Here is an 18,240-nt window from a genome sequence, read left to right as displayed (position 1 = left end):
ATCACGGTTTGGTCAGGCTTTGTCCAGAAGTTGTCAGATGTGACGCGATAGCCTGATTCCCGGACGTCGCGCCGCGCGTTTGGTCAGAATCTGGACAAATATCCGTGCTTCGGGTGAATCCGTCGACGAAACAGGGCAGGGTGAGAATCCACTCTCGGTGGATGCCACGAGCGGCGCCGATCGCGTGACAGTCGATGAGCAGGCATAAGCGGAGGAATCGAGCGTTCATGCACGAAAACGATCCCGGTGCGCCGACCGACGCCGACCTTCCCGCGAGGGTGCGGTGGTCATCCGGTTTCGTCGGCAGGCATCCGCACCTGAGAGCGATCCACGACATTCTCTCCGGCGACACGTCGCCCGCGGTGCTCATGATCACGGGCAGGCCGGGGATCGGCAAGAGCAGTCTCGTCGCGAAATACGCGCACATCCACCGGAAGGCCTACCCCGGCGGGATCTTCTGGACAGGCCCCTTCCGACAGCATCCCCCCGAGGATTTCCTCTCACGGTTCCACCTCGACCTCGCACGCGTCGCGACGGAAAAGTTCGGCCTCGACGTTCGAGGTACGTCGCTCACCAGACTCCGGCAAGTCGTCGCGGACCACTTGTCCACGACAAGGGCCCTGGTGGTCGTCGACGATCTGCCACCGGACCTGCCGCCGAGCGTGCTCGACCAGTTGCTGATCCCCTCAGGACAAGTGGCGACGATGCTGACCAGCCGGGTCGAGAAGCCGACTTGGTGGGCATCGTCTATGGAACTGGGAGGGCTCACCCCCCACGAGAGCCTGGAGTTGTTCTCGGCGGCGAAGGCGTCAATGGCCGGCCGGAACACGGAAACCGTGCTCCGGTTCACCGAACGCTGTTCCGGACTCCCCTGCGTTCTCCACAGCGCGGCGAAAGCGATCGGTGACGGGCTCGAAGTGCGAGCGTTGGACAGTCGTCCACACGAGGTCGCGACGACCGTCCGAGCCGAACTCCGCGGGCTCGATCCGGCGACGCTCGCAGTCCTCCACGTCGCCGCGGCGCTCGCTCCGGTGCCGGTGCCGACGCGATTGATCTCCGAAGTCCTCGGGCTGGCGGCCGAGCCACCGATGCCACCCTTCACCGATATAGCCGACGGAGGCTGGCAAGTACACGATGCCGCTCGCGCCGTGCTTCGCAAAGATCCCGCGCGGCTCGCGACGTTCGCGTTCCAGGCGGAGCCGATCGTGCTCGATTGGCTGGCACACGACCGTGGTGACCGCCGCGACTTCCTGATCCAGCACGCCGAAGCGGTGGCGGAATGGCCGGTGCCGCACCGTGTCCGGTTACTGAGGCCGACCGCGGACGCCTACGAGGTTTGGGGGGACCTTGCCGCAGCGGGCGAAATTCGCGCGGGGATATTGACGATCCGGCCGGACGACCCGGAGGACCTGGTGGCGGCGGCGCGGGTGGAGCTCGGTTGCGGACTGCAGACCGAAGCGGTGCGCCATGCCGGAAAAGCTGCGGAACTCGCCGATACCGATCGTCGTGTCCGTCTCCGCGCGAAGCTGATCGCCGCACGAGCGTTGGACGAATTGGGCAGGTACTCCGAAGCAGAACACGAGTTCTGGGACGCCCACTCTCCCTCCGCCGGTGAAGACATCGCCGACGAGGAAGGTTTTCGCTTGGTGCTGGCGACGGCGGTCGCGTACCGGCTGCGCGGCAGACCGGCCGACGCCGCCACCTTGTTGGAGCCTGTCGTCGACGACCCGCGGCGCGAATTCGCGGAGATCGTCTTGAAAGCGAAGCTGGAATGGGCACGGGCTTTGCATCTGACGGGACAACCCTGGAAGGCCAGAGCCGTCGCGGACGAGGTCGTCGCCGCGTACCGGACGGCGGGGCGTGGATGGCATTTGGACTGCGTGGAAGCACAAACCGTCCACGCGGAAGCGGTACTCGAACTCGACTTGGCCGAGCTGAGGCCCGCCGCGCCATCGTGGGAATGGTCCGCGGGCGCGCTCCGCGAACTTATGGCCGGCTATGCGGAGGACCAAGGTCGCGATCATCCGCTGACGCTAGCGGCGGCCGTCCGCGCGGATCGCGCGCTCCTCGCGCATGGACAACCGCGACGGGCGCTCGCGGCTCTGATCGCCACCGAACGAACGATCGGCCGAGTGTTGGAGGTCGACCATCCGCTTCGCTGCCGTGCCCGGCACGGAATGGCGCTCGCACACGGCATGCTGCGTGAATTCGAACGGCAGGCCGACCTCCTGGATTCGATACTCGAGCCCCAGATCCGGCTTCTCGGGGTCTGTCACCCCGAAACCATCGAAACGCATCTCGACCTTGCCATCGCCTTGGTGCTTTCCGGCCGGGAGACCGGAGACCGTGAGGTCGCACTGGTCGAGACCGCCGAGCGCGGTCTCGCCGGCACAGGTGGATCGGTGGCGAAACTTTCGGCGAAGGTGATGACCGCGAACTGGGTGGCCCGGCTGCCCAAGCCGGTACTGTCGATGATCGTCACCCACGACCGAAACCCCTGAAATCAGGAAAGTGACTGCGTGGGCCAATTCCATTTCACGCCGTAGGCGAATCCGGGATCGAGATTTTCGAAGCGGACGTGGACCTCACCCGCTTCATTCACCGGGATGCTCGTACCTTCGGCGATCGGGTCACGGGCGTCATCCTGGAAGGCCTTGTTCAGCAGGACCACTTCGCGAGGCGCCCGTTCGTGGCCGAGTCGGACGTGCAGATCGAAAAGGTCGCAAGGGTGCCGGGGCACGCAGACGTAATGTGGCTCGATCCTGGCACGAAATCGCAAGGCGATCTCGTGTCGGTCGCCATGATTCAAGACGTTGGGCAATTTGAGCGCCAGCCCGAATCGGTCGGAGGACTCCATCCTCCTACCGGTGAGGATCCCGCCATGGAAGACCTCGACGTCCAGATCTTCCTGGCGCGCCCGTGCCCTGGACGCTTCCGGCGCCGTCACGGTCAGCGCCAGATCGAGTTCGGTGAGGGCGTCGGTGTCGGCCACCACCCGGCGGAATTCGAACGCTTCCGGCACCGGCCTGTCGACCGCGAGCGCGACCCGCAGCTCCTCGGTGTGCCATTGGTGTGCCTTACGTTCAGGCCGGGAAGACGGTCTCAGTGTGCCGACCGCGAATTCCGCGAGTTGCGCTATCCCCTCATCGATCCGGCGGCGCGCGGTCCGGTCGTCACGATCGATTCTGGTGGCCGCCCAATGTACCCGATCCTGGTAGAAGGGCATCCGCGCCTCCGGAACGAGCCCGAGGGCGGCGAGGACGACCGTCCGCAGATCGTCGGGCAGGTGAGCACTCATTGCCGTCAACCGTGCGGAAATCTTGCGGCGGACTTCGGTGGCACCGTCGTCGGTGCCGAGTTCACACACCATACGGAGAGCGGGGCCCACCCGCTCGACCAGCTGTGGCATTGCCACTCCACGACCTTTACGCAAGATCTTCAGCTCGCTGACCAGGTCGCCTTTGCCGACGTCCACAGAACCTCCCCTGTCTGTCACGTGGCTGCACATCCTGGCGAGTCGGGGAGGCGGTTGTCCAGTCGATCTTGACAAAGTTTTGGATCCATCTCTCGCCGACAGGTTTCCCGTTGGCAGGCAACAGGAAACCGCTTGTCCTGAACCTGCGGGAAGTGAAACCATTTTGGAGCGGCAACGGAAACGGGGACCGATCAGCGAGGAGTCCTAATACACGATTCGCCTGATCGTACCGTCGTGAATTCCGATGTCCGCAGCCGGTTGGCGTGGCACTGGGAGGGGGCACGCCAACCGGCTCCTGTCGTTGACCACCGCCCACATCCGCTACGCAATCCGATGTCCGTCAAGGGGTCTCGGCTCGAAATTCGTGGACCGTGACGGGGTTCGACTTGAGTCTCCACCCACTGGAGCCTTTACCGTCGCTCCCATGACGATCACCGTTCTCGACACCTACCCCGCCATGCGCGAGATCCTGCGCGCGCCACGGGCGGACCGCGCGGCACTGCTCAAGGCGATGGTCGAGCCCGCCGCCGGGATGTACCGCTACTTCCCCGGCGACGTCGACCTCGTGGCGATGCACGCGATGAGTTCCGGATTCCCGCTCGACCGCGACGAGGATCGCTGTCTGGAGGCTCTCGAAGCCCTGCACCAAGCGGACGCCTGGAACCGCATCCAGCGAGCCCTCGACGACGCCGTCACCGCGCAGCTCGCCGCGACGCCCGGACTGGCGATCCCGGACATCACCGTGCTCACCGTGCTGGGTGATCCGGGCGACCGGCACTTGATGGGCCCGAACCTGGGGATGTCGGCCAACGGCAGCGTGTCCGGCCACATCTACCTCAATTTTTGGCCGTATCCGGAGAATCTGGCGAGGCTGGAGGCCACCGCCGTCCACGAGCTCAACCACAACCTGCGCTACAGCCCCGGTGGGGTGATCTGGGATCCGGCGATCGTCACGGTCGGCGAGCAGATCGTGTCCGAAGGCCTGGCCGACGCGTTCGCCCGCCAGCTGTACGGCGACGAACTCGGTTACGCCCGCATCGGCGTGCCGCATCTGCGGGACGACGCGGTGTTCGAGAAGGTCGTCTCCGGCCTGGAGATCACCGGTATGCAGAACTTCGCGGCCTGGGTGCACGGCGACGAGACGGCCGCCCGCTACGGCGGCACTCCCGTCGGCCTGCCGACCGGCGCCGGGTACGCGGTCGGCAACCGGCTCGTCGACGCCTACCTCGCCGCGACCGGCCGGACCGCCGCGGAGGCCCTGCTGGTGGACCGCCGCGACGTCATCGACACCGCTCTGGCCGAGGTGCGGTTCAGCCAAGCCCCTCGGGGGTGACCAGGCAGAACGGATGTCCGATCGGATCGGCGTACACGCGGTAGCCGATGGGTTTGTCCGAGCCGTCGAGGAGGTGCCCGCCGAGGGCGAGTACCTCCTGCTCTGCTTCGTCGAGATCGGTCACGAGCACATCCAGGTGCAGTTGCTGCGCGGGTTCGCCCCGTTTCCAGTCCGGCCGGACGTAGTGATCGGTGCGGTGCAGGGCGAGCTCAGGCTGGTCACCGCCCAGTGTGATCCTGACGTGATCGGGGCCGTTCCCGGTCCGGGGCGCGCCCAACAGGGCTTCGTAGAACGGAGCCAGGGCCTGTGGGTCGGGGCAGTCCACCACGACGACGGCGAGTTTCGGGCGCGGCCGGAACAAGAGGTCGAGGTGGTAGTCGACGGTGGCCAGCACCTCGGCTGCCTGCCGCTCGTCCACACCCGCTGGTGCGCGCAGGAGATTCACCATGCTCCACAGGAGATGCGCCTCCCGTGCCGGATCCCGGTTCGCGCCGATGTCACCCGCTTCCTGGGCGGCCCGCAATGATCCGGTCACGTCCTCGATTCCGGCCTCGGCCAGGTGGGTGCGCACGAGCTCTCTGGGAGACGTCCCGGGACGTGAGTGCACCGAGATCGGCCGGCGCGCTCGTTCTCGTCGGGCTTCATCGGCCAACGGCTCCTCCTCGATTTCCTGCGGGACCACGATCGCACAGGTCCACAGCGGATTGAGCCGTCCGAGTGACCGGAGTATCAGGACTCGCGGCGCCTCGACCGGATCGTGAGCGCCACCAGCGCGCCACCGACCAGAAGCAGGAACAGGCCGGACACCAGCAGACCCCGGACCTCGCTGCCGGTCGAGGCCAACGGCCCACTGTCGGACGGTCCGCCGCCCGGCGTGGTCGCTCCCGGCTGCCCCGGTGTCGCGGAGGTGGTCACCCCGGGAGCCGGGGTCGTGCTCGAGGAACTGCTGCTGGTGGTCGGCGAGGTGCTGCCAGACGAGGTGGTGGCGCTGCTCGAAGTAGCGCTCGACGAGCTGGTACTCGACGACGTGGCACTTGATGACGTCGGGCTCGATGACGTCGCGCTCGACGAGCTGCTGCTCGACGTCGGGCTGGTCGGCGTGCTGCTCGTCTGACTCGACGACGTGGTCGACGTCGGCGTGGTCGAAGTGGACGTGGCCGACGTCGAGGAGCTGGACGTCGAGGTGGACGTGGCCGAGGTCGGCGAGCTGGAGGTCGAGGTCGGACTGGTCGTGGTCGTCGAAGTCGGGCTCGTCGACGTGGAGCTGCTGCTCGTCGTGGCCGAGCTCGACGAAGACGACGACGAGGACGAAGACGAGCTGCTGGGCGTAGTGGTCGGCGTGCTGCCGCATTCCGGCAGATCACCGTCGAACGGGTAGGCGTGGAACTCCTGCCCGCCACCACCGGTCGCTTCGGAGCTGTGCACCAGGGAGCCCGTGGTGAAGAACCGGCCGTTCATCCCGGACGCGGTGACGGTCGCGGTGCTCCCGGGTTCGCCGATCAGCACACTTCCCTGGAACTGGGCGCCACCGGCGATCTTCACCTGGGTGGCGTCCGGGAAGTTCCACAGCAGCCGTTCGCGCAGTTTGTTGAGCGGGTCCTGATCGTTCAGGTCACCGGTGTAGGTGTTGATCGTGCGGGCCGCTCCCACCATGTTGACCAGGATCGTCGCCCCCGCCGGGATGCCCTCGAACTCGATTCCCTGCATGCCGCCGGTGGCGCCGGTCAGGTCGAAGTCCACGTTGAACACTTGCAGCGCGGACTTACCATCCCCGGTGAACAGGGTGCGATAGCCCTGGTTGACCGCCGTGCCGGTCGCAGGCCGCGGCGTAGTGCCTTCGCGTGCGTAGCACTTGCTCGCCACTCGCAGATCCTCGCGCAGGCTCAAATAAGGCTTCGCCGCGTCGGGGTCCTTTTCGAGTTTCCCGGTCACCGTCCCGGTGACGGTTCCCGCGTGCCGGACGACCCCGCCGTCGGCGAGCAGCCGCTGGTCGGCCGCGACGCTGACGTTCCCGCCGGTGGTCAGGAAGTCGGCGCCGTCGGGCGGCGGAACACGTGATCCGACACCGGCGATGCCGACGTTGTAGACGGACGACGCGCCCGCTCGTTTCGCCATGTCGAAATCGCCGAGGACGACGACGCGTCCTTCGGCTTCGGCCGCCGCTTCCCGTACCTGGAATTCGCCACCGACATAGACGTTGATGCCGTTGTCCCGGCCCGCGTAGTCCTTGTTGTTCACCGGCGGGTATTTGCCCGGGCAGGCCGGACCGACACACGGACCCAGTCCGCCCGGCAAAGGGGCGGCGGCCGCGCCGCCGGTGACCACGAGAGCCGCCACGCACACCGCTGCGGCGGCACCGGCGGAAAGAGAGGCGAATCGCCTTGCACGCATGCGGCGATTCTTGTGCCCACCGGCCGTGTGAACACAATCGGAATCCGGAAATACCCCCGACCGGGCGAGGCGGGTGACCCCGCCCATTCGTGGCCGTCCAGCGTTGTCCAGAGAACGAAATTCCAGGTGGACCGCGAAATCCCTAAAGTTCTGGCCGACGATGGGAGGTTCGCCACATGACGGACACCGGAGTGCGCTCGCGTATCGGTTCGGTGGAAGTGCTCGCGGGCTTTCTCGTGCTGATTCTGCTCGCGCGGGGTCTGCTCGGCGACGTCCTCGGGGCGCCGATCGTGCAGACCTGGACGACGGTCTTCGTTTCGATCGTGCTCCAGGCCGTTCCCTTCCTCGTCTTCGGCGTGACCCTTTCCGCCGCCATCGCGGTCTTCGTGCCGCGGGAATTCTTCGCGAAAGCCCTGCCGAAACATCCGGCCCTCGCGGTTCCGGCCGCCGCGGCGACCGGAATGGTGCTGCCGGGCTGCGAATGCGGTTCGGTCCCGGTCGCCGGCGCCCTGGTGCGCAAAGGGGTCACCCCGGCCGCGGCGCTCGCGTTCCTGCTCGCCGCCCCCGCCCTCAACCCGGTCGTGCTGGCCGCGACGGCGATCGCATTCCCGGATCGGCCGTCGATGGTCTTCGCCAGGGCGGCGGCCGGGCTCGCCGCTTCGGTCGTGATGGGCTGGCTGTGGCTCGGCCTCGGCCGGACGGAGTGGATCAAACTGCCCGAACACGCCCACGGTGACACGCGCTGGCGGGCGTTTGCCGGCGCCGCGGGCCACGACCTGGTGCACGCGGGCGGCTTCCTGGTCGTCGGGGCCATGGCGGCCGCGACGCTCAACGTCCTGATCCCGGGACGCTGGCTCCAGGCCGTCGCGGACGACCCAGTGCTCGGTGTCCTCGCGCTGTCGCTACTGGCGGTCCTGTTGTCGATCTGCAGCGAGGCGGACGCCTTCGTCGCCGCCTCGCTGACCCAGTTCTCCCTCACCGCCCGCCTGGCGTTCCTGGTGGTCGGGCCGATGGTCGACCTGAAACTGTTCGCCATGCAGGCCGGCACCTTCGGCAGGCGGTTCGCCGCGCGGTTCGCGCCAGCCACGTTCGTGGTCGCGCTCGCCTGCGCGGCCGTAACCGGGTCGGTGCTCTGGTGAACCGGACCGCCGCGACCATCGTGCTGCTCCTGCTGGGCGCGGCGGTGCTCAAGGTCTGCCTGACCGGCCAGTACCTCCGCTATGTCAAGGAAGGACTCTGGCCGTTCCTGCTCGCGTCGGGCCTCCTGGTTCTGGTGCTCGCGGCCACGAACCGCCATCGTCACCCGAAAGTGGGGTGGCTGCTCCCGCTTCCGGTGCTCGCCCTGCTGCTGGTCGCCCCGCAACCGCTCGGCAGTTACGCGGCGGGCAACGCGGGCATGGCGCTGACACGCTCCGACGAGTACCCGCCACTCCCCGACGGCGACCCGGTGAAGGTGACCGTCCTGGACTACGCCTCGCGCGCGGTGTTCGACGAGGGTCGTTCCCTCGGCACGAGGCGGGTCGTGCTCACCGGCTTCACCGCCACCGACGCGGACGGCGCGTCACTGCTCGTCCGGATGATCCTGACCTGCTGTGCCGCCGACGGACGACCGGTCAAGGTCGTGCTGGACGGCCGCGTCCCGAGCGAACCCGACACCTGGATCGAGGTCACCGGCACGTTCCGGCCGGGGTCCGTGGTGGACGAGGTCAACGGGGAACGCATCCCGTTCCTGAAGGTCGAAAGCGCCACGCCGGTCCCCGCGCCCGAACGGCCTTACGAATAGTCAGGTCCAGCTCCACTGGATGCCGTACTGGCCGGGCTGCGGATCGAGGGTGATGAACTGGAAGGTGCTGGTGTCCCGGTCGAACGTCGCCTCGGACCGTTCCTCGGGTGGCAGGACGCCGCGCGGCCGGAAGAAACCGGCGCAGCGCCGCGGCAACCGGCCGGGATCGAAGCTGACCTGCACCGCGACGTCCCGCGCCGGCCGGTAGAGCGCGACCTGCACGTGCCGTTTGCCCTGGCCCGGCGGATAGCGCACGCCGAACTCGACGACGGCGAGCTCGCCTGCCGCCAAGGTGCGGTCGAGGGCGAACTCGAACACACAGGTGGACGACGGGACGTCCGCGCGGAACCGCGCCGGGCGGCAGCCGTCGGTGAAGAGCACGGTCGGCGGCTGGGTGATGCTGGTACACCGGTTCACGAAGACGAACCGCGACGTGCCGTCCCGATCGGCTCGGATCAGCCGCCGGACCCGGACCGATTCCTGGTTGCCGTCGCCGTCGACGCGGTAGGTGAGGTACTGGGAAAGCCGGTGCGGGGTGTCGAGCTCGTCCGGTGTCACGTCCATTTTGGACAGTGCGCGCACCACCTCCTCCGGTCGCCGCCACACCTGGTCGTAGCTCAGGGCGTGTCCGGTGCGGACGGTCCAGCGCCCACGAGGACGACGCGGGCCGAGCAATCCGGTCAGCGTTTCCGGCGACTGACCGAGAATGACCTCCAGTGCGGTCACCGCGGCGAGGGAACTCGCCCGTTCCGGCCGATTCTCGCCATTCTGCCAATAGCTCAGCGCGCTGACGCTGACCGGCGTCTCGTGATCGCGCAACCGGCGGCTGATCTCACTGAGACTCAGCCCGCTGCGTTCGATCGCGGCGCGCAGTGCGGCACCGAATTCCGCCGGAGCGAGACTCGTCATGAAGGCGCAGCGTACCGTCCGAAACGCCCGACTTTCGTCGGGTGAACGGGCGCCGTTCAGAGTTATCCAGCCTCGCCACGACTTTTCGTTGACGCTCCCCCGGCCGCGATTAGGGTCGGAATCGTCGGAAGAATCCCCCGAATCCCCGACGACTCGCACGTCCTCCCGCCGATGACCGAAGAGGATGATCTCGCATGCGCTCAACCACGAAACGATGGCGCCGTCGCACGCTCGCCGTCGCCACCTCCACGCTGGCGGCCGGGGCCTTCCTGGTCGCCGCGCATCCCCAGGCAGGCGGGGCCGCTCCGCCCGCCGTGCCCGAAGTGGCCGATCAGGTTCCACAACTGACCGAAGCGGGCGTGACCGGCGGCCCCGCGTCGGTGTCCGGCGGCGGCACGTCCACTTCGGCCGACCGGTCCGTCTGCGCACCCGGAGCGCACTGGCTACGCGTCCGGTTCACGGAGCTTTCGTTGCGCGGCAACGACTCCGTGACCCTGACCGGCAGTAGTGCGGGCTCGTACACGCTCACTTCGCGACACTGGCCGGGCAAGGCGTTCCATACCCGCGCGTTCGAAGGCGACTGTGTGCGGGTGTCGGCGGCACTGTCCGATCCCGCCAGCCGCTTCGCCATCGACGCCTATCAGGCGGGCGACCGGCCGCTCGCCGCCGCGACGACCACGGTGGCCGCGGTCGGCGACGTCTGCGGGTCTTCGTGCAACCAGACCGCGCCGCTGATCAAGAACATGAACCCGCAGGCGCTGATCCTGGCCGGCGACAACGCCTACAGTTCGGGCACGCTGTCGGAATACAAGAACAACTACGACCCTTACTACGGGCAGTTCAAAGCGATCACCTATCCCACGCCGGGCAACCACGAATACAACACGTCCGGAGCCTCCGGATACTTCGATTACTTCGGTGCGCGAGCCGGTGAACGCGGCAAGGGCTACTACAGCTTCGACGTCGGCGACTGGCATTTCGTGGCGCTCAACTCCAACATCACCCGGAGCACCGGTTCCGCGCAGGAGACCTGGCTGAAGAACGACCTGGCGGCGAGCACCAAACCCTGCACGGCGGCGTTCTTCCACCACCCGCGCTTCAGCCGCGGCACCCACGGCGACGACTCGTCGGTCACGCCGTTCTTCCAGGCGCTCTACAACGCGAAGGCGGATCTCGTCGTCGTCGGCCACGACCACAATTACCAGCGCTACGCACCGTCCCGGCCGGACGGCACCCGCGACGACGCGAACGGCGTCCGCGAACTGCTGATCGGAACCGGTGGCCGGGGTTACTACAACTTCGACCAGTCCTCGGCCGCCGTGCAGGAGGCGGGTAACACCAACACCTTCGGCGTCGGGAAGCTGACGCTGACCGCGACCGACTACCGCAGCGACTTCGTGCCTGTGTCGGGCCGCACCTTCACCGACACCGCGACCGGCAAATGCAAGAAGGCCGCCTCGTCCCCCGCCTTCTCCGTGGGCACCACGCCGTCGTCGGTGTCGGTGAAACCGGGCGGGACGGCGTCGGTGACGGTGAACGTCGGCAGCACCGGCGGCTTCACCTCGGCGACCGCGCTTTCGGTCTCCGGCCTGCCCTCGGGCGTGACCGGGACGATCTCCCCGTCGTCGGTCACCCCGCCCGCGAACGGCACGGCGACCGCGACGCTGACCTTGACCGCTTCGGACACGGCGTCCGGATCCGCGGCCGCCACGATCACCGGGACCTCAGGCTCCACGACGCAGACTGCGAAGGTCACGGTGAGCATCGGCGCGGCGGGCGGTGAGGCGTTCGCCGACGACTTCGAGACGGACAAGGGCTGGCGGCTCAACGCGGCCGGATCCGACACCGCGACGGCGGGCGAATGGGAACGAGGCGACCCCGAACAGACCACCTCGACCTACAGCAACCAGATCAAGCAGCGCGGCGACACCACCAGCGGCGTGAACTGCCTGGTCACCGGGCGGCTGGCCGGGTCGGAGTACGGGGTCAACGACCTCGACGGCGGGGCGTCGTCGATGGCCTCACCGGCGTTCACGGTGCCCGCGGGCGGGAAGCTGACCTTCTCCTACACCTTCGCGCACGGCGACAACGCGACGTCGGCGGACTACCTGCGGATTCGCGTCCTCGACGGGACCACGCCGACGACGGTGTTCGAGAAGACCGGGTCCGCGACCGAGGTGGCCGGGGTCTGGCAGAACGCGACGGCGGACCTGTCGTCGTTCGCCGGTCGAAGCGTGCGCCTGCTGGTCGAAGCCGCCGACGCGAGCACCGCGTCGCTGTGGGAGTCCGCGGTCGACGACATCCGCGTCACCGCGTAGCGCCGGGAAGGCCGCCATGTACGTCTCCTCCATCCGCTCGGCCGGCCCAACCCGGCCCGCGAGCCGTTCGAAGCACGCGGTCCCGGGCACGGTCATCGGGCTGGGCGTGGTCAGCCTGATCACCGACCTGTCCGCCGAGATGGTCACCGCCGTCCTCCCGCTCTACCTCGTGTACGGCCTCGGCGTCGGATTCCTGCAGCTGGGCGCGATCGACGGGCTGTACACGGGGGCGACGGCGTTGCTGCGGCTGGCGGGCGGCTATCTCGCCGACCGTCTCGGCCGTCCGAAGGCCGTGGCCCTGGTGGGTTACGGCCTCTCGGCGGCGACCAAACTCGCCTTCCCGGCCGCCGGGTCGTCGCTCGGCGCGATCGGCCTGGTGATCGGCGCGGACCGGGCGGGCAAAGGCATCCGCACCGCGCCGCGGGACGCGATGATCACCCTCGCCACCCCGGCCGACGGCCTGGGTCGCGCGTTCGGTGTCCATCGCGCCATGGACACCGCCGGCGCGCTGCTCGGGCCGCTCGCCGCCTTCGGCCTGCTGACCGTGCTCGCCGGCGACTACCCGGCGGTGTTCGGGGTGAGCTTCTGCCTCGCCGTGATCGCGGTGATCGTGCTGGCGGTGTTCGTCCGCGCACCCGCCGGGGCCGTCGAGCGGTCGCGAGTCCGGTTGCGCGCCGGATTCGCCCTGCTGCGCGGGCCGGGACTCCGCGGCACCTGTCTGGCCGCGGCGCTTCTCGGTGTGTGCACGGTCGGCGACATGTTCCTGTTCGTCGGCGTGCAGCGGTCCGCGGGGCTGCCACCCGGGGCACTGCCCCTGCTGCCGCTGGCGACGGCGCTGACGTTCATGGCGCTCGCGTCGCCGATCGGGCGGCTCGCGGACCGGCTCGGCCGGTGGAAGGTGTTCCTGGCCGGGCACGTCGTGTTGCTCGCCGCGTATGTCGTCCTGGCCGCTTCGGCGACCGGCTGGCTCGTCGCGGTGATCGTCCTGGCGGCACACGGGGTGTTCTACGCGTGCACGGACGGCGTGCTGATGGCGCACGCGGCGCCGCACGTGCCGGAATCGTTGCGGGCCACCGGTCTCGCGTTCGTCCAAACCGGACAGGCGCTGGCCAGGGCCGCCGGCGCGGTGCTGTTCGGCGTGCTCGCGGCAGGAATGGCGCCGGCCCCCGCGTTCGCGGTGTTCGCCGTGGCGCTGCTGGTGTCGGTACTGGCCGGATCGAGGGTGGCATGAGGCGGATCTGGGCTGGCGTCGCGGCGCTCGTGGTCACGGTGGTGGCCGGGGCGGTGTTCGTCGGGCTGCGCACCGGCGACGCGGTTGCGGAACAGCGGCTGGACCTCGCGCGCGGCGGGCTGCTGTACGTCGACGAGTCGGGCCGAGTCCGGCAGGACGAGCGCGTCGGCCCGTCCTGCCAGCGCGTGGACGTCGCCGCGGGCACCCTGGCATGCCTGCGCGCGACGGCGGTGCCCGACCAGGCCGAACTGGTCGTCACGAAACCGGGTGCGGAGCCTCGGCAGATCTCCGAATGGGGAACGCCGTCACGGGTCAGGGTGTCGCCGTCCGGGCGGCTGGTGGGCTGGACGGTGTTCCGCGCCGGGGACTCGTATCTGGGCGGCGTGGGCACGTTCTCCACCACCGCCGGGATCTACGACCTGGACACCGGGAATCATTACGGCTCACTGGAGGACTTCGCGCTCACCGTCGACGGAAAGCCTTACCCCGCCAAGGATCTGAACTACTGGGGCGTGACCTTCGCCCGCGACGATCTGACCTTCTACGCCACGGCCCGGTCCGCGGGCGGCACCTGGCTGGTCCGAGGCGACCTCCGCGGCCGCACGCTGACCACGGTGCGGCAGAACGTCGAATGCCCCTCCCTTTCACCGGACGGCACGCGCGTCGCCTACAAGTTCCGTGACGGCGACCGCTGGCGGCTGCACGTGCTGTCCCTCGCCGACGGCCGTGACGTCCCGCTGGCCGATCCGGCGCATCTGGACGACCAGGCGCAGTGGCTGGACGACCGGACCGTCGCCTACGACCGGGACAAGGCGATCTACTCCGTCCCCGCCGACGGCACCGGCGCGCCCACGCTCCTCCGCGCGAACGCCTCCTCCCCCGCGGTGGTGCGGTGATCCTCCGTGACTGCACCCCGATCGGCCTGGCGCTGGCGGCGGTCGCCGCCGTCGTGGTCGTGGTCCTGCCCGCGCCGGTCCCGGCGGTCAAGGCTCCGGTCTCCGCGTCGGTCACCGATGTGTGGCCGGGCGCGCGGATCGCAGCGAACACCGTCACCGGTTCGCCTTACACACCCTTGGCGTACCTGGATTCCGGTACCTCCGCCGGTATCACCCGGGCGAGCGATTCGCTCAGGCTGACACTGGGAGAACGGGTACTCCGCGAAGTCCCGTTGGCGGGCTCGCCCCGCTTCGTTCTCGCCACTTCGCCGGACTCGCTGGTGTGGCTGGAACTGTCCGACATCACCGGGACGGGCGCGTTGTGGCGTTCCGGGCCACGCGGGGAAAGCCCCGTGCTGGTCACCGCCGACACCGGGCGGGTCGTACTTCTGGACTCCCAGTACGACCTCGTCGTGCACGAAGGCCGAGCGTCCTGGGCCGCCGTGCGGGGCGACGCCACCGAGGTGCGGACGGTCGCGTTGTCCGGCGGCCCGGTGACCACCACCCCGCTTCCCGGCGACTTCGCGCTCACCGCCTGGCCGTTCGCGACGTCGGCCGCCGTCGAGCAGGCGGGTCCGTCGGAGCTGGTGGACCTGCGCGACGGCCGGGTCTCGCGGGTCGGCGGGCAGAACGTCGAACTGGTCGACTGCACGCCGTCCTGGTGCCGGGTGCAGGTGCTGCGCCAGAGCGGGACGGCGCGGTTCGACCTGATGAAACCCGACGGCTCCGACCGGAGACGGGTCGGCGGGAAGGGGATCCGGCCCGCGTTCGGCGACGTCGTCGTACTCGACCGGTACGCGATCGTGGTCGACGACGACCGCGGTGTGCTCGCCCTCTACGACACCGCCACGGGCCGGATCGCCGACCTGGCGGCGGAGTTCGGCACCGTGCTGGCGCGGGGGCCGTACGTGTGGTGGTCGGTGGGCGGGAACGAGGCGCTCACCTGGCGGGTACTGGACCTGCGCACGCTCGAGGCATCTGTTTGACTGCTGCCGTGCCGTCCGATCGTGAGACCTCCGTCGAAGCGGAGTTCTCACGGGTGGTCGGCCGGTTCGCCGGTCCGGCCAGGGGCGCCGGACTGCTCGTGATCAGCGTTTTCGGCGTACTCGCCACGCCGTCGGGCGCGCTCCCGCTCGCCTTCGGTCTGCTCGCGCTGGCCTTGGTCACCGCCGTGGCCGAGTACGTCGTGGGGAAGACGGGCCGGGGCAGGCCGCTGGCGTTCGCGCTGACCTTGGTACGCGCCGGGGCGATCTGCGGCACCCAGTTCCTGACCGCGCCCGAAGCGGGCGAGCTGAACCAGTGGGCGCTCAACGTGCTCACCCTCACCGCCATCACCCTCCAATGGGAATGGCCGCCGAAGATCACCGTGCCCGCCATCGCCTGCCTGCTGGCGATCGAAGTGGTGCCGCTCGGCTTCGAGGACGGCTTCTCGGTGGTCCTGCGAGTGCTCATCGAAGCCACCCTCGCCCGCGGCGCCTTCCTCCTGCTGTCGCGGACCACGCGCCGGATCGACCATCTCCGCGAGCGCCGGGCCCGGCTGACGCGCGAGGAATCCCTTGCCGTGGAACGACGTCTGCGGGAACGTGAGTATCTGGCCGTGCTGCACGACACGGCCGCGGCCACCTTTCTCACCGTCGCCCAGCGCGGGGAAACGACGGACCCGGCCGAGGTCGCCGACTACGCCCGCCGCGATCTGGCGATCCTCATCGGCGAATCCGGCCCCGGCAGCGTGGTCGATCTCGAAACGTCGTTGCGCGGCGTGCTCGCGCAAAGCCCGGTGAAGGTCGAGACGCACTGGTCGCCGGTCGCGCCGATCCCGGCGTCGGCGGCGCTCGCGCTGGTCCGCGCCGTACGCGAGGCGCTGGTGAACGTCGACCGGCACGCGGGTGTCGGCGAGGCGAGGCTGACGGTCGAAGACGGCGTGCGCGTGACCGTCCGGGACGAAGGCCGCGGTTTCGATCCGGCGAAGACCCCGGCGCAGCGGCGAGGTGTCCGTGCATCGCTCGTCGAACGCATGGCCGCGGCGGGCGGCCGGGCCGAGGTGACCTCCGCGCCCGGAGCGGGGACCACGGTGGAACTGGTGTGGCCGCATGAATGAGACCGCCGACCGCGTCCTCGGCGGCTGCCGGATCGCGGTCCTGCTCGCGACGGCGGCGATCCAGGTCGGGCTGAGCCTGGCCCGGCTGACCGACACCCCCGGCCGGATCGCCTACGCGGCGCTCGCCGGTGTGCTCGTCGTCGCGGCGTGGTGGGTGCTGCGCTGGAAGCCGGTCCCCTGGCCGGTCGCGTTCACGGGGGCGGTGGTGGTGCTCGCCGCGTCGACGGTCGCGGTCTGGACGCTGCCCCCGGAACGGCTTTTCGGCGACGAGAACTGGGCGTCCGGTCTCGCGGGCTGGCATCTGCTGGTGCTGCTGATGGACCGTCCCGCGATCGCGATGGCCGCGCTCGTCCTCCAAATGACGCTCGCCGTCGTCCGGCAGTTCGGCGTGGAGCTCACCGATCGCGGTGAGATCGGCAGCGTGGTGATCGTCGCGCTCAGCGTGCTCACCTTCCAGGCCGCGACGCTGGCGCTGATCAGGGTGGTCAACCGGCGGGCGGGTGAGGCCGCGGAGGCCTCCGCCGAACGGGACCGCCAGGCCCACCGCAAGGCGCTCGCCGAGGAGCGGGAGGCCGACCAGCGGAACCGGTTCGCCGGACAGCTCGGGGCCACCTTGCCGCTGCTGGCCGGGCTGGCCGACCGCACCCTCGACCCGCGTGACGACGAGGTCCGGCGGCGGTGCGCGCTCGCGGCCACGCAGTTGCGGCGGTTGTTCGCGGAGAACGACGACGTCCCCGACCCGCTGCTGCACGAGGTCTCGGCCTGCGTCGATCTCGCCGAGCGGCGGGGACTGACGGTGACGCTGGCGGTCAGCGGCGAACCGGCCCCGGTCCCGACCGCCGTCCGCCGCGAACTGACCGGTCCGCTGATGACCGCGCTGGTCGCGGCCCGGTCGCACGCCAGGGTCAGCGTCCTGCGCGCCGACGACGAGATCCGTGTCGCGGCGATCACGGACGGTGAACCGGGGGTGACGGAGAACGGATCGGGCGCCGTCGACGTCGAATGGCACGCACTGGGAGAACGATCGTGGATGGAGGCGAAATGGCGTTCGCGACCGAACTGACCGCGGTGGTCGTCGACGATCATCCGGCCGTACGGGCCGGGGTCGTGCACTGGCTGTCCTGCGGCACCCCGCCGGTGACTGTCGTGGCCGAGGGCGAGGACGTGCGGGCCGCGTGGATCGGCGAGGGCGCACAGGCCGACGTCGTCATCCTCGACCTGCACCTCAACAGCACCACCCCGGTGATGGGCGATCTGCGGCGGCTGACCGAAGCGGGCCGTCGCGTCGTCGTCTACTCGATGCGGGCCGACGACGAGACCGTGCTGCAGTGCCTCGAACTCGGCGCGCTCAGCTATCTCACCAAGGCCGAGGGCGCGGAACATCTCCTCGAAGCCGTGCGCACCGCGGCGGCCGACCGGTCGTACACGCCGCCGTCGATGGCGGGCGCGATGGCCGGGGACCGCTCGGAACGGCGGCCCGCCCTCTCCGCGCGCGAGACCGAGGTGCTCATCGAGTGGTTCCAGTCCGAGTCGAAGGACTTCGTGGCGCACCGGCTGGGGATCTCGCCGAACACGGTCAACTCGCATCTCGAGCGGATCCGGGTCAAGTACGCCCAGATGGGCAGGGAGGCCCCGACGAAGGCCGCTCTCGTCGCGCGGGCGATCCAAGACGGGCTGATCGGCGTAAGCGATTTGTGACCGGTTGTGGTGCGAACGGACCACTCGCACCCCCTCCTCCAGCGACTACGTTGCGTGACGAGCCACGAG

At 69.3% G+C, this 18,240-nt stretch carries 15 protein-coding genes; 11 read left to right on the top strand and 4 right to left on the bottom strand.

Annotation, left to right across the window (positions count from 1 at the left end; all coding sequences use genetic code 11):
• Positions 1 to 227 precede the first annotated feature (227 nt).
• On the top strand, positions 228 to 2,501 hold the full coding sequence (locus AB8M46_RS26960; RefSeq protein ID WP_394362054.1) for an AAA family ATPase: 2,274 nt from the start codon (positions 228 to 230) through the stop codon (positions 2,499 to 2,501).
• Positions 2,502 to 2,503: 2 nt separating this feature from the next.
• Here the strand turns inward: AB8M46_RS26960 and AB8M46_RS26955 are convergent, their stop codons facing one another.
• The gene (locus AB8M46_RS26955) at positions 2,504 to 3,475 is read right to left on the bottom strand and encodes a hypothetical protein (RefSeq protein WP_394362053.1); all 972 of its coding nucleotides are present in this window, start codon (positions 3,473 to 3,475) and stop codon (positions 2,504 to 2,506) included.
• A 424-nt stretch (positions 3,476 to 3,899) separates the two neighbouring features.
• On the opposite strand from AB8M46_RS26955, the gene AB8M46_RS26950 reads away from it, so the two are divergent.
• The gene (locus AB8M46_RS26950; protein WP_394362052.1) at positions 3,900 to 4,808 is read left to right on the top strand and encodes a DUF2268 domain-containing protein; all 909 of its coding nucleotides are present in this window, start codon (positions 3,900 to 3,902) and stop codon (positions 4,806 to 4,808) included.
• Here AB8M46_RS26950 and AB8M46_RS26945 read toward each other — a convergent pair.
• Positions 4,786 to 5,379, bottom strand: coding sequence for a VOC family protein (locus tag AB8M46_RS26945; protein WP_394362051.1), 594 nt, complete (start codon positions 5,377 to 5,379; stop codon positions 4,786 to 4,788). The genes AB8M46_RS26950 and AB8M46_RS26945 overlap by 23 nt on opposite strands.
• 158 nt (positions 5,380 to 5,537) lie before the next feature.
• Positions 5,538 to 7,199, bottom strand: a complete 1,662-nt coding sequence (locus AB8M46_RS26940; RefSeq protein ID WP_394362050.1) for a choice-of-anchor A family protein — start codon at positions 7,197 to 7,199, stop codon at positions 5,538 to 5,540.
• Positions 7,200 to 7,375: 176 nt separating this feature from the next.
• Here AB8M46_RS26940 and AB8M46_RS26935 point away from each other — a divergent pair, with 176 nt between their 5' ends.
• Together AB8M46_RS26935 and AB8M46_RS26930 are read left to right on the top strand one after the other, a co-directional pair.
• Positions 7,376 to 8,338, top strand: coding sequence for a permease (locus AB8M46_RS26935; RefSeq protein WP_394362049.1), 963 nt, complete (start codon positions 7,376 to 7,378; stop codon positions 8,336 to 8,338).
• The gene (locus AB8M46_RS26930; protein ID WP_394362048.1) at positions 8,335 to 8,982 is read left to right on the top strand and encodes a TIGR03943 family putative permease subunit; all 648 of its coding nucleotides are present in this window, start codon (positions 8,335 to 8,337) and stop codon (positions 8,980 to 8,982) included. The genes AB8M46_RS26935 and AB8M46_RS26930 overlap by 4 nt, the downstream gene beginning before the upstream one ends.
• Here AB8M46_RS26930 and AB8M46_RS26925 read toward each other — a convergent pair whose 3' ends face one another.
• The gene (locus tag AB8M46_RS26925; RefSeq protein WP_037336940.1) at positions 8,983 to 9,891 is read right to left on the bottom strand and encodes a helix-turn-helix transcriptional regulator; all 909 of its coding nucleotides are present in this window, start codon (positions 9,889 to 9,891) and stop codon (positions 8,983 to 8,985) included.
• A gap of 194 nt (positions 9,892 to 10,085) precedes the next feature.
• Here AB8M46_RS26925 and AB8M46_RS26920 point away from each other — a divergent pair, with 194 nt between their 5' ends.
• The 7 genes from AB8M46_RS26920 to AB8M46_RS26890 are packed head-to-tail and all read left to right on the top strand — an operon-like array spanning position 10,086 to position 18,171.
• A complete protein-coding gene (locus AB8M46_RS26920; RefSeq protein ID WP_394362047.1) occupies positions 10,086 to 12,209 on the top strand; it encodes a metallophosphoesterase in 2,124 nt (707 codons plus the stop codon).
• Positions 12,210 to 12,225: 16 nt separating this feature from the next.
• Complete coding sequence (locus AB8M46_RS26915; protein ID WP_394362046.1) at positions 12,226 to 13,440, top strand: MFS transporter; 1,215 nt, start codon at positions 12,226 to 12,228, stop codon at positions 13,438 to 13,440.
• Positions 13,437 to 14,336, top strand: coding sequence for a TolB family protein (locus tag AB8M46_RS26910; RefSeq protein WP_394362045.1), 900 nt, complete (start codon positions 13,437 to 13,439; stop codon positions 14,334 to 14,336). Before AB8M46_RS26915 ends, AB8M46_RS26910 begins: the two co-directional genes overlap by 4 nt.
• The gene (locus tag AB8M46_RS26905; protein ID WP_394362044.1) at positions 14,333 to 15,361 is read left to right on the top strand and encodes a hypothetical protein; all 1,029 of its coding nucleotides are present in this window, start codon (positions 14,333 to 14,335) and stop codon (positions 15,359 to 15,361) included. The genes AB8M46_RS26910 and AB8M46_RS26905 overlap by 4 nt, the downstream gene beginning before the upstream one ends.
• A gap of 8 nt (positions 15,362 to 15,369) precedes the next feature.
• Positions 15,370 to 16,473, top strand: a complete 1,104-nt coding sequence (locus tag AB8M46_RS26900) for a sensor histidine kinase (RefSeq protein WP_394362043.1) — start codon at positions 15,370 to 15,372, stop codon at positions 16,471 to 16,473.
• Positions 16,466 to 17,536, top strand: a complete 1,071-nt coding sequence (locus AB8M46_RS26895) for a histidine kinase (protein ID WP_125737010.1) — start codon at positions 16,466 to 16,468, stop codon at positions 17,534 to 17,536. Before AB8M46_RS26900 ends, AB8M46_RS26895 begins: the two co-directional genes overlap by 8 nt.
• Positions 17,515 to 18,171, top strand: coding sequence for a response regulator transcription factor (locus AB8M46_RS26890; protein WP_037336921.1), 657 nt, complete (start codon positions 17,515 to 17,517; stop codon positions 18,169 to 18,171). Before AB8M46_RS26895 ends, AB8M46_RS26890 begins: the two co-directional genes overlap by 22 nt.
• Positions 18,172 to 18,240 lie beyond the last annotated feature (69 nt).

The organism is Amycolatopsis sp. SB7-3 (assembly GCF_041021335.1).
In the GTDB taxonomy this organism is placed as follows: Bacteria; Actinomycetota; Actinomycetes; order Mycobacteriales; family Pseudonocardiaceae; genus Amycolatopsis; species Amycolatopsis japonica.
The sequence above is the reverse complement of the archived record's forward strand: the minus strand, read 5'-3'. Positions and strand labels throughout refer to the sequence as shown.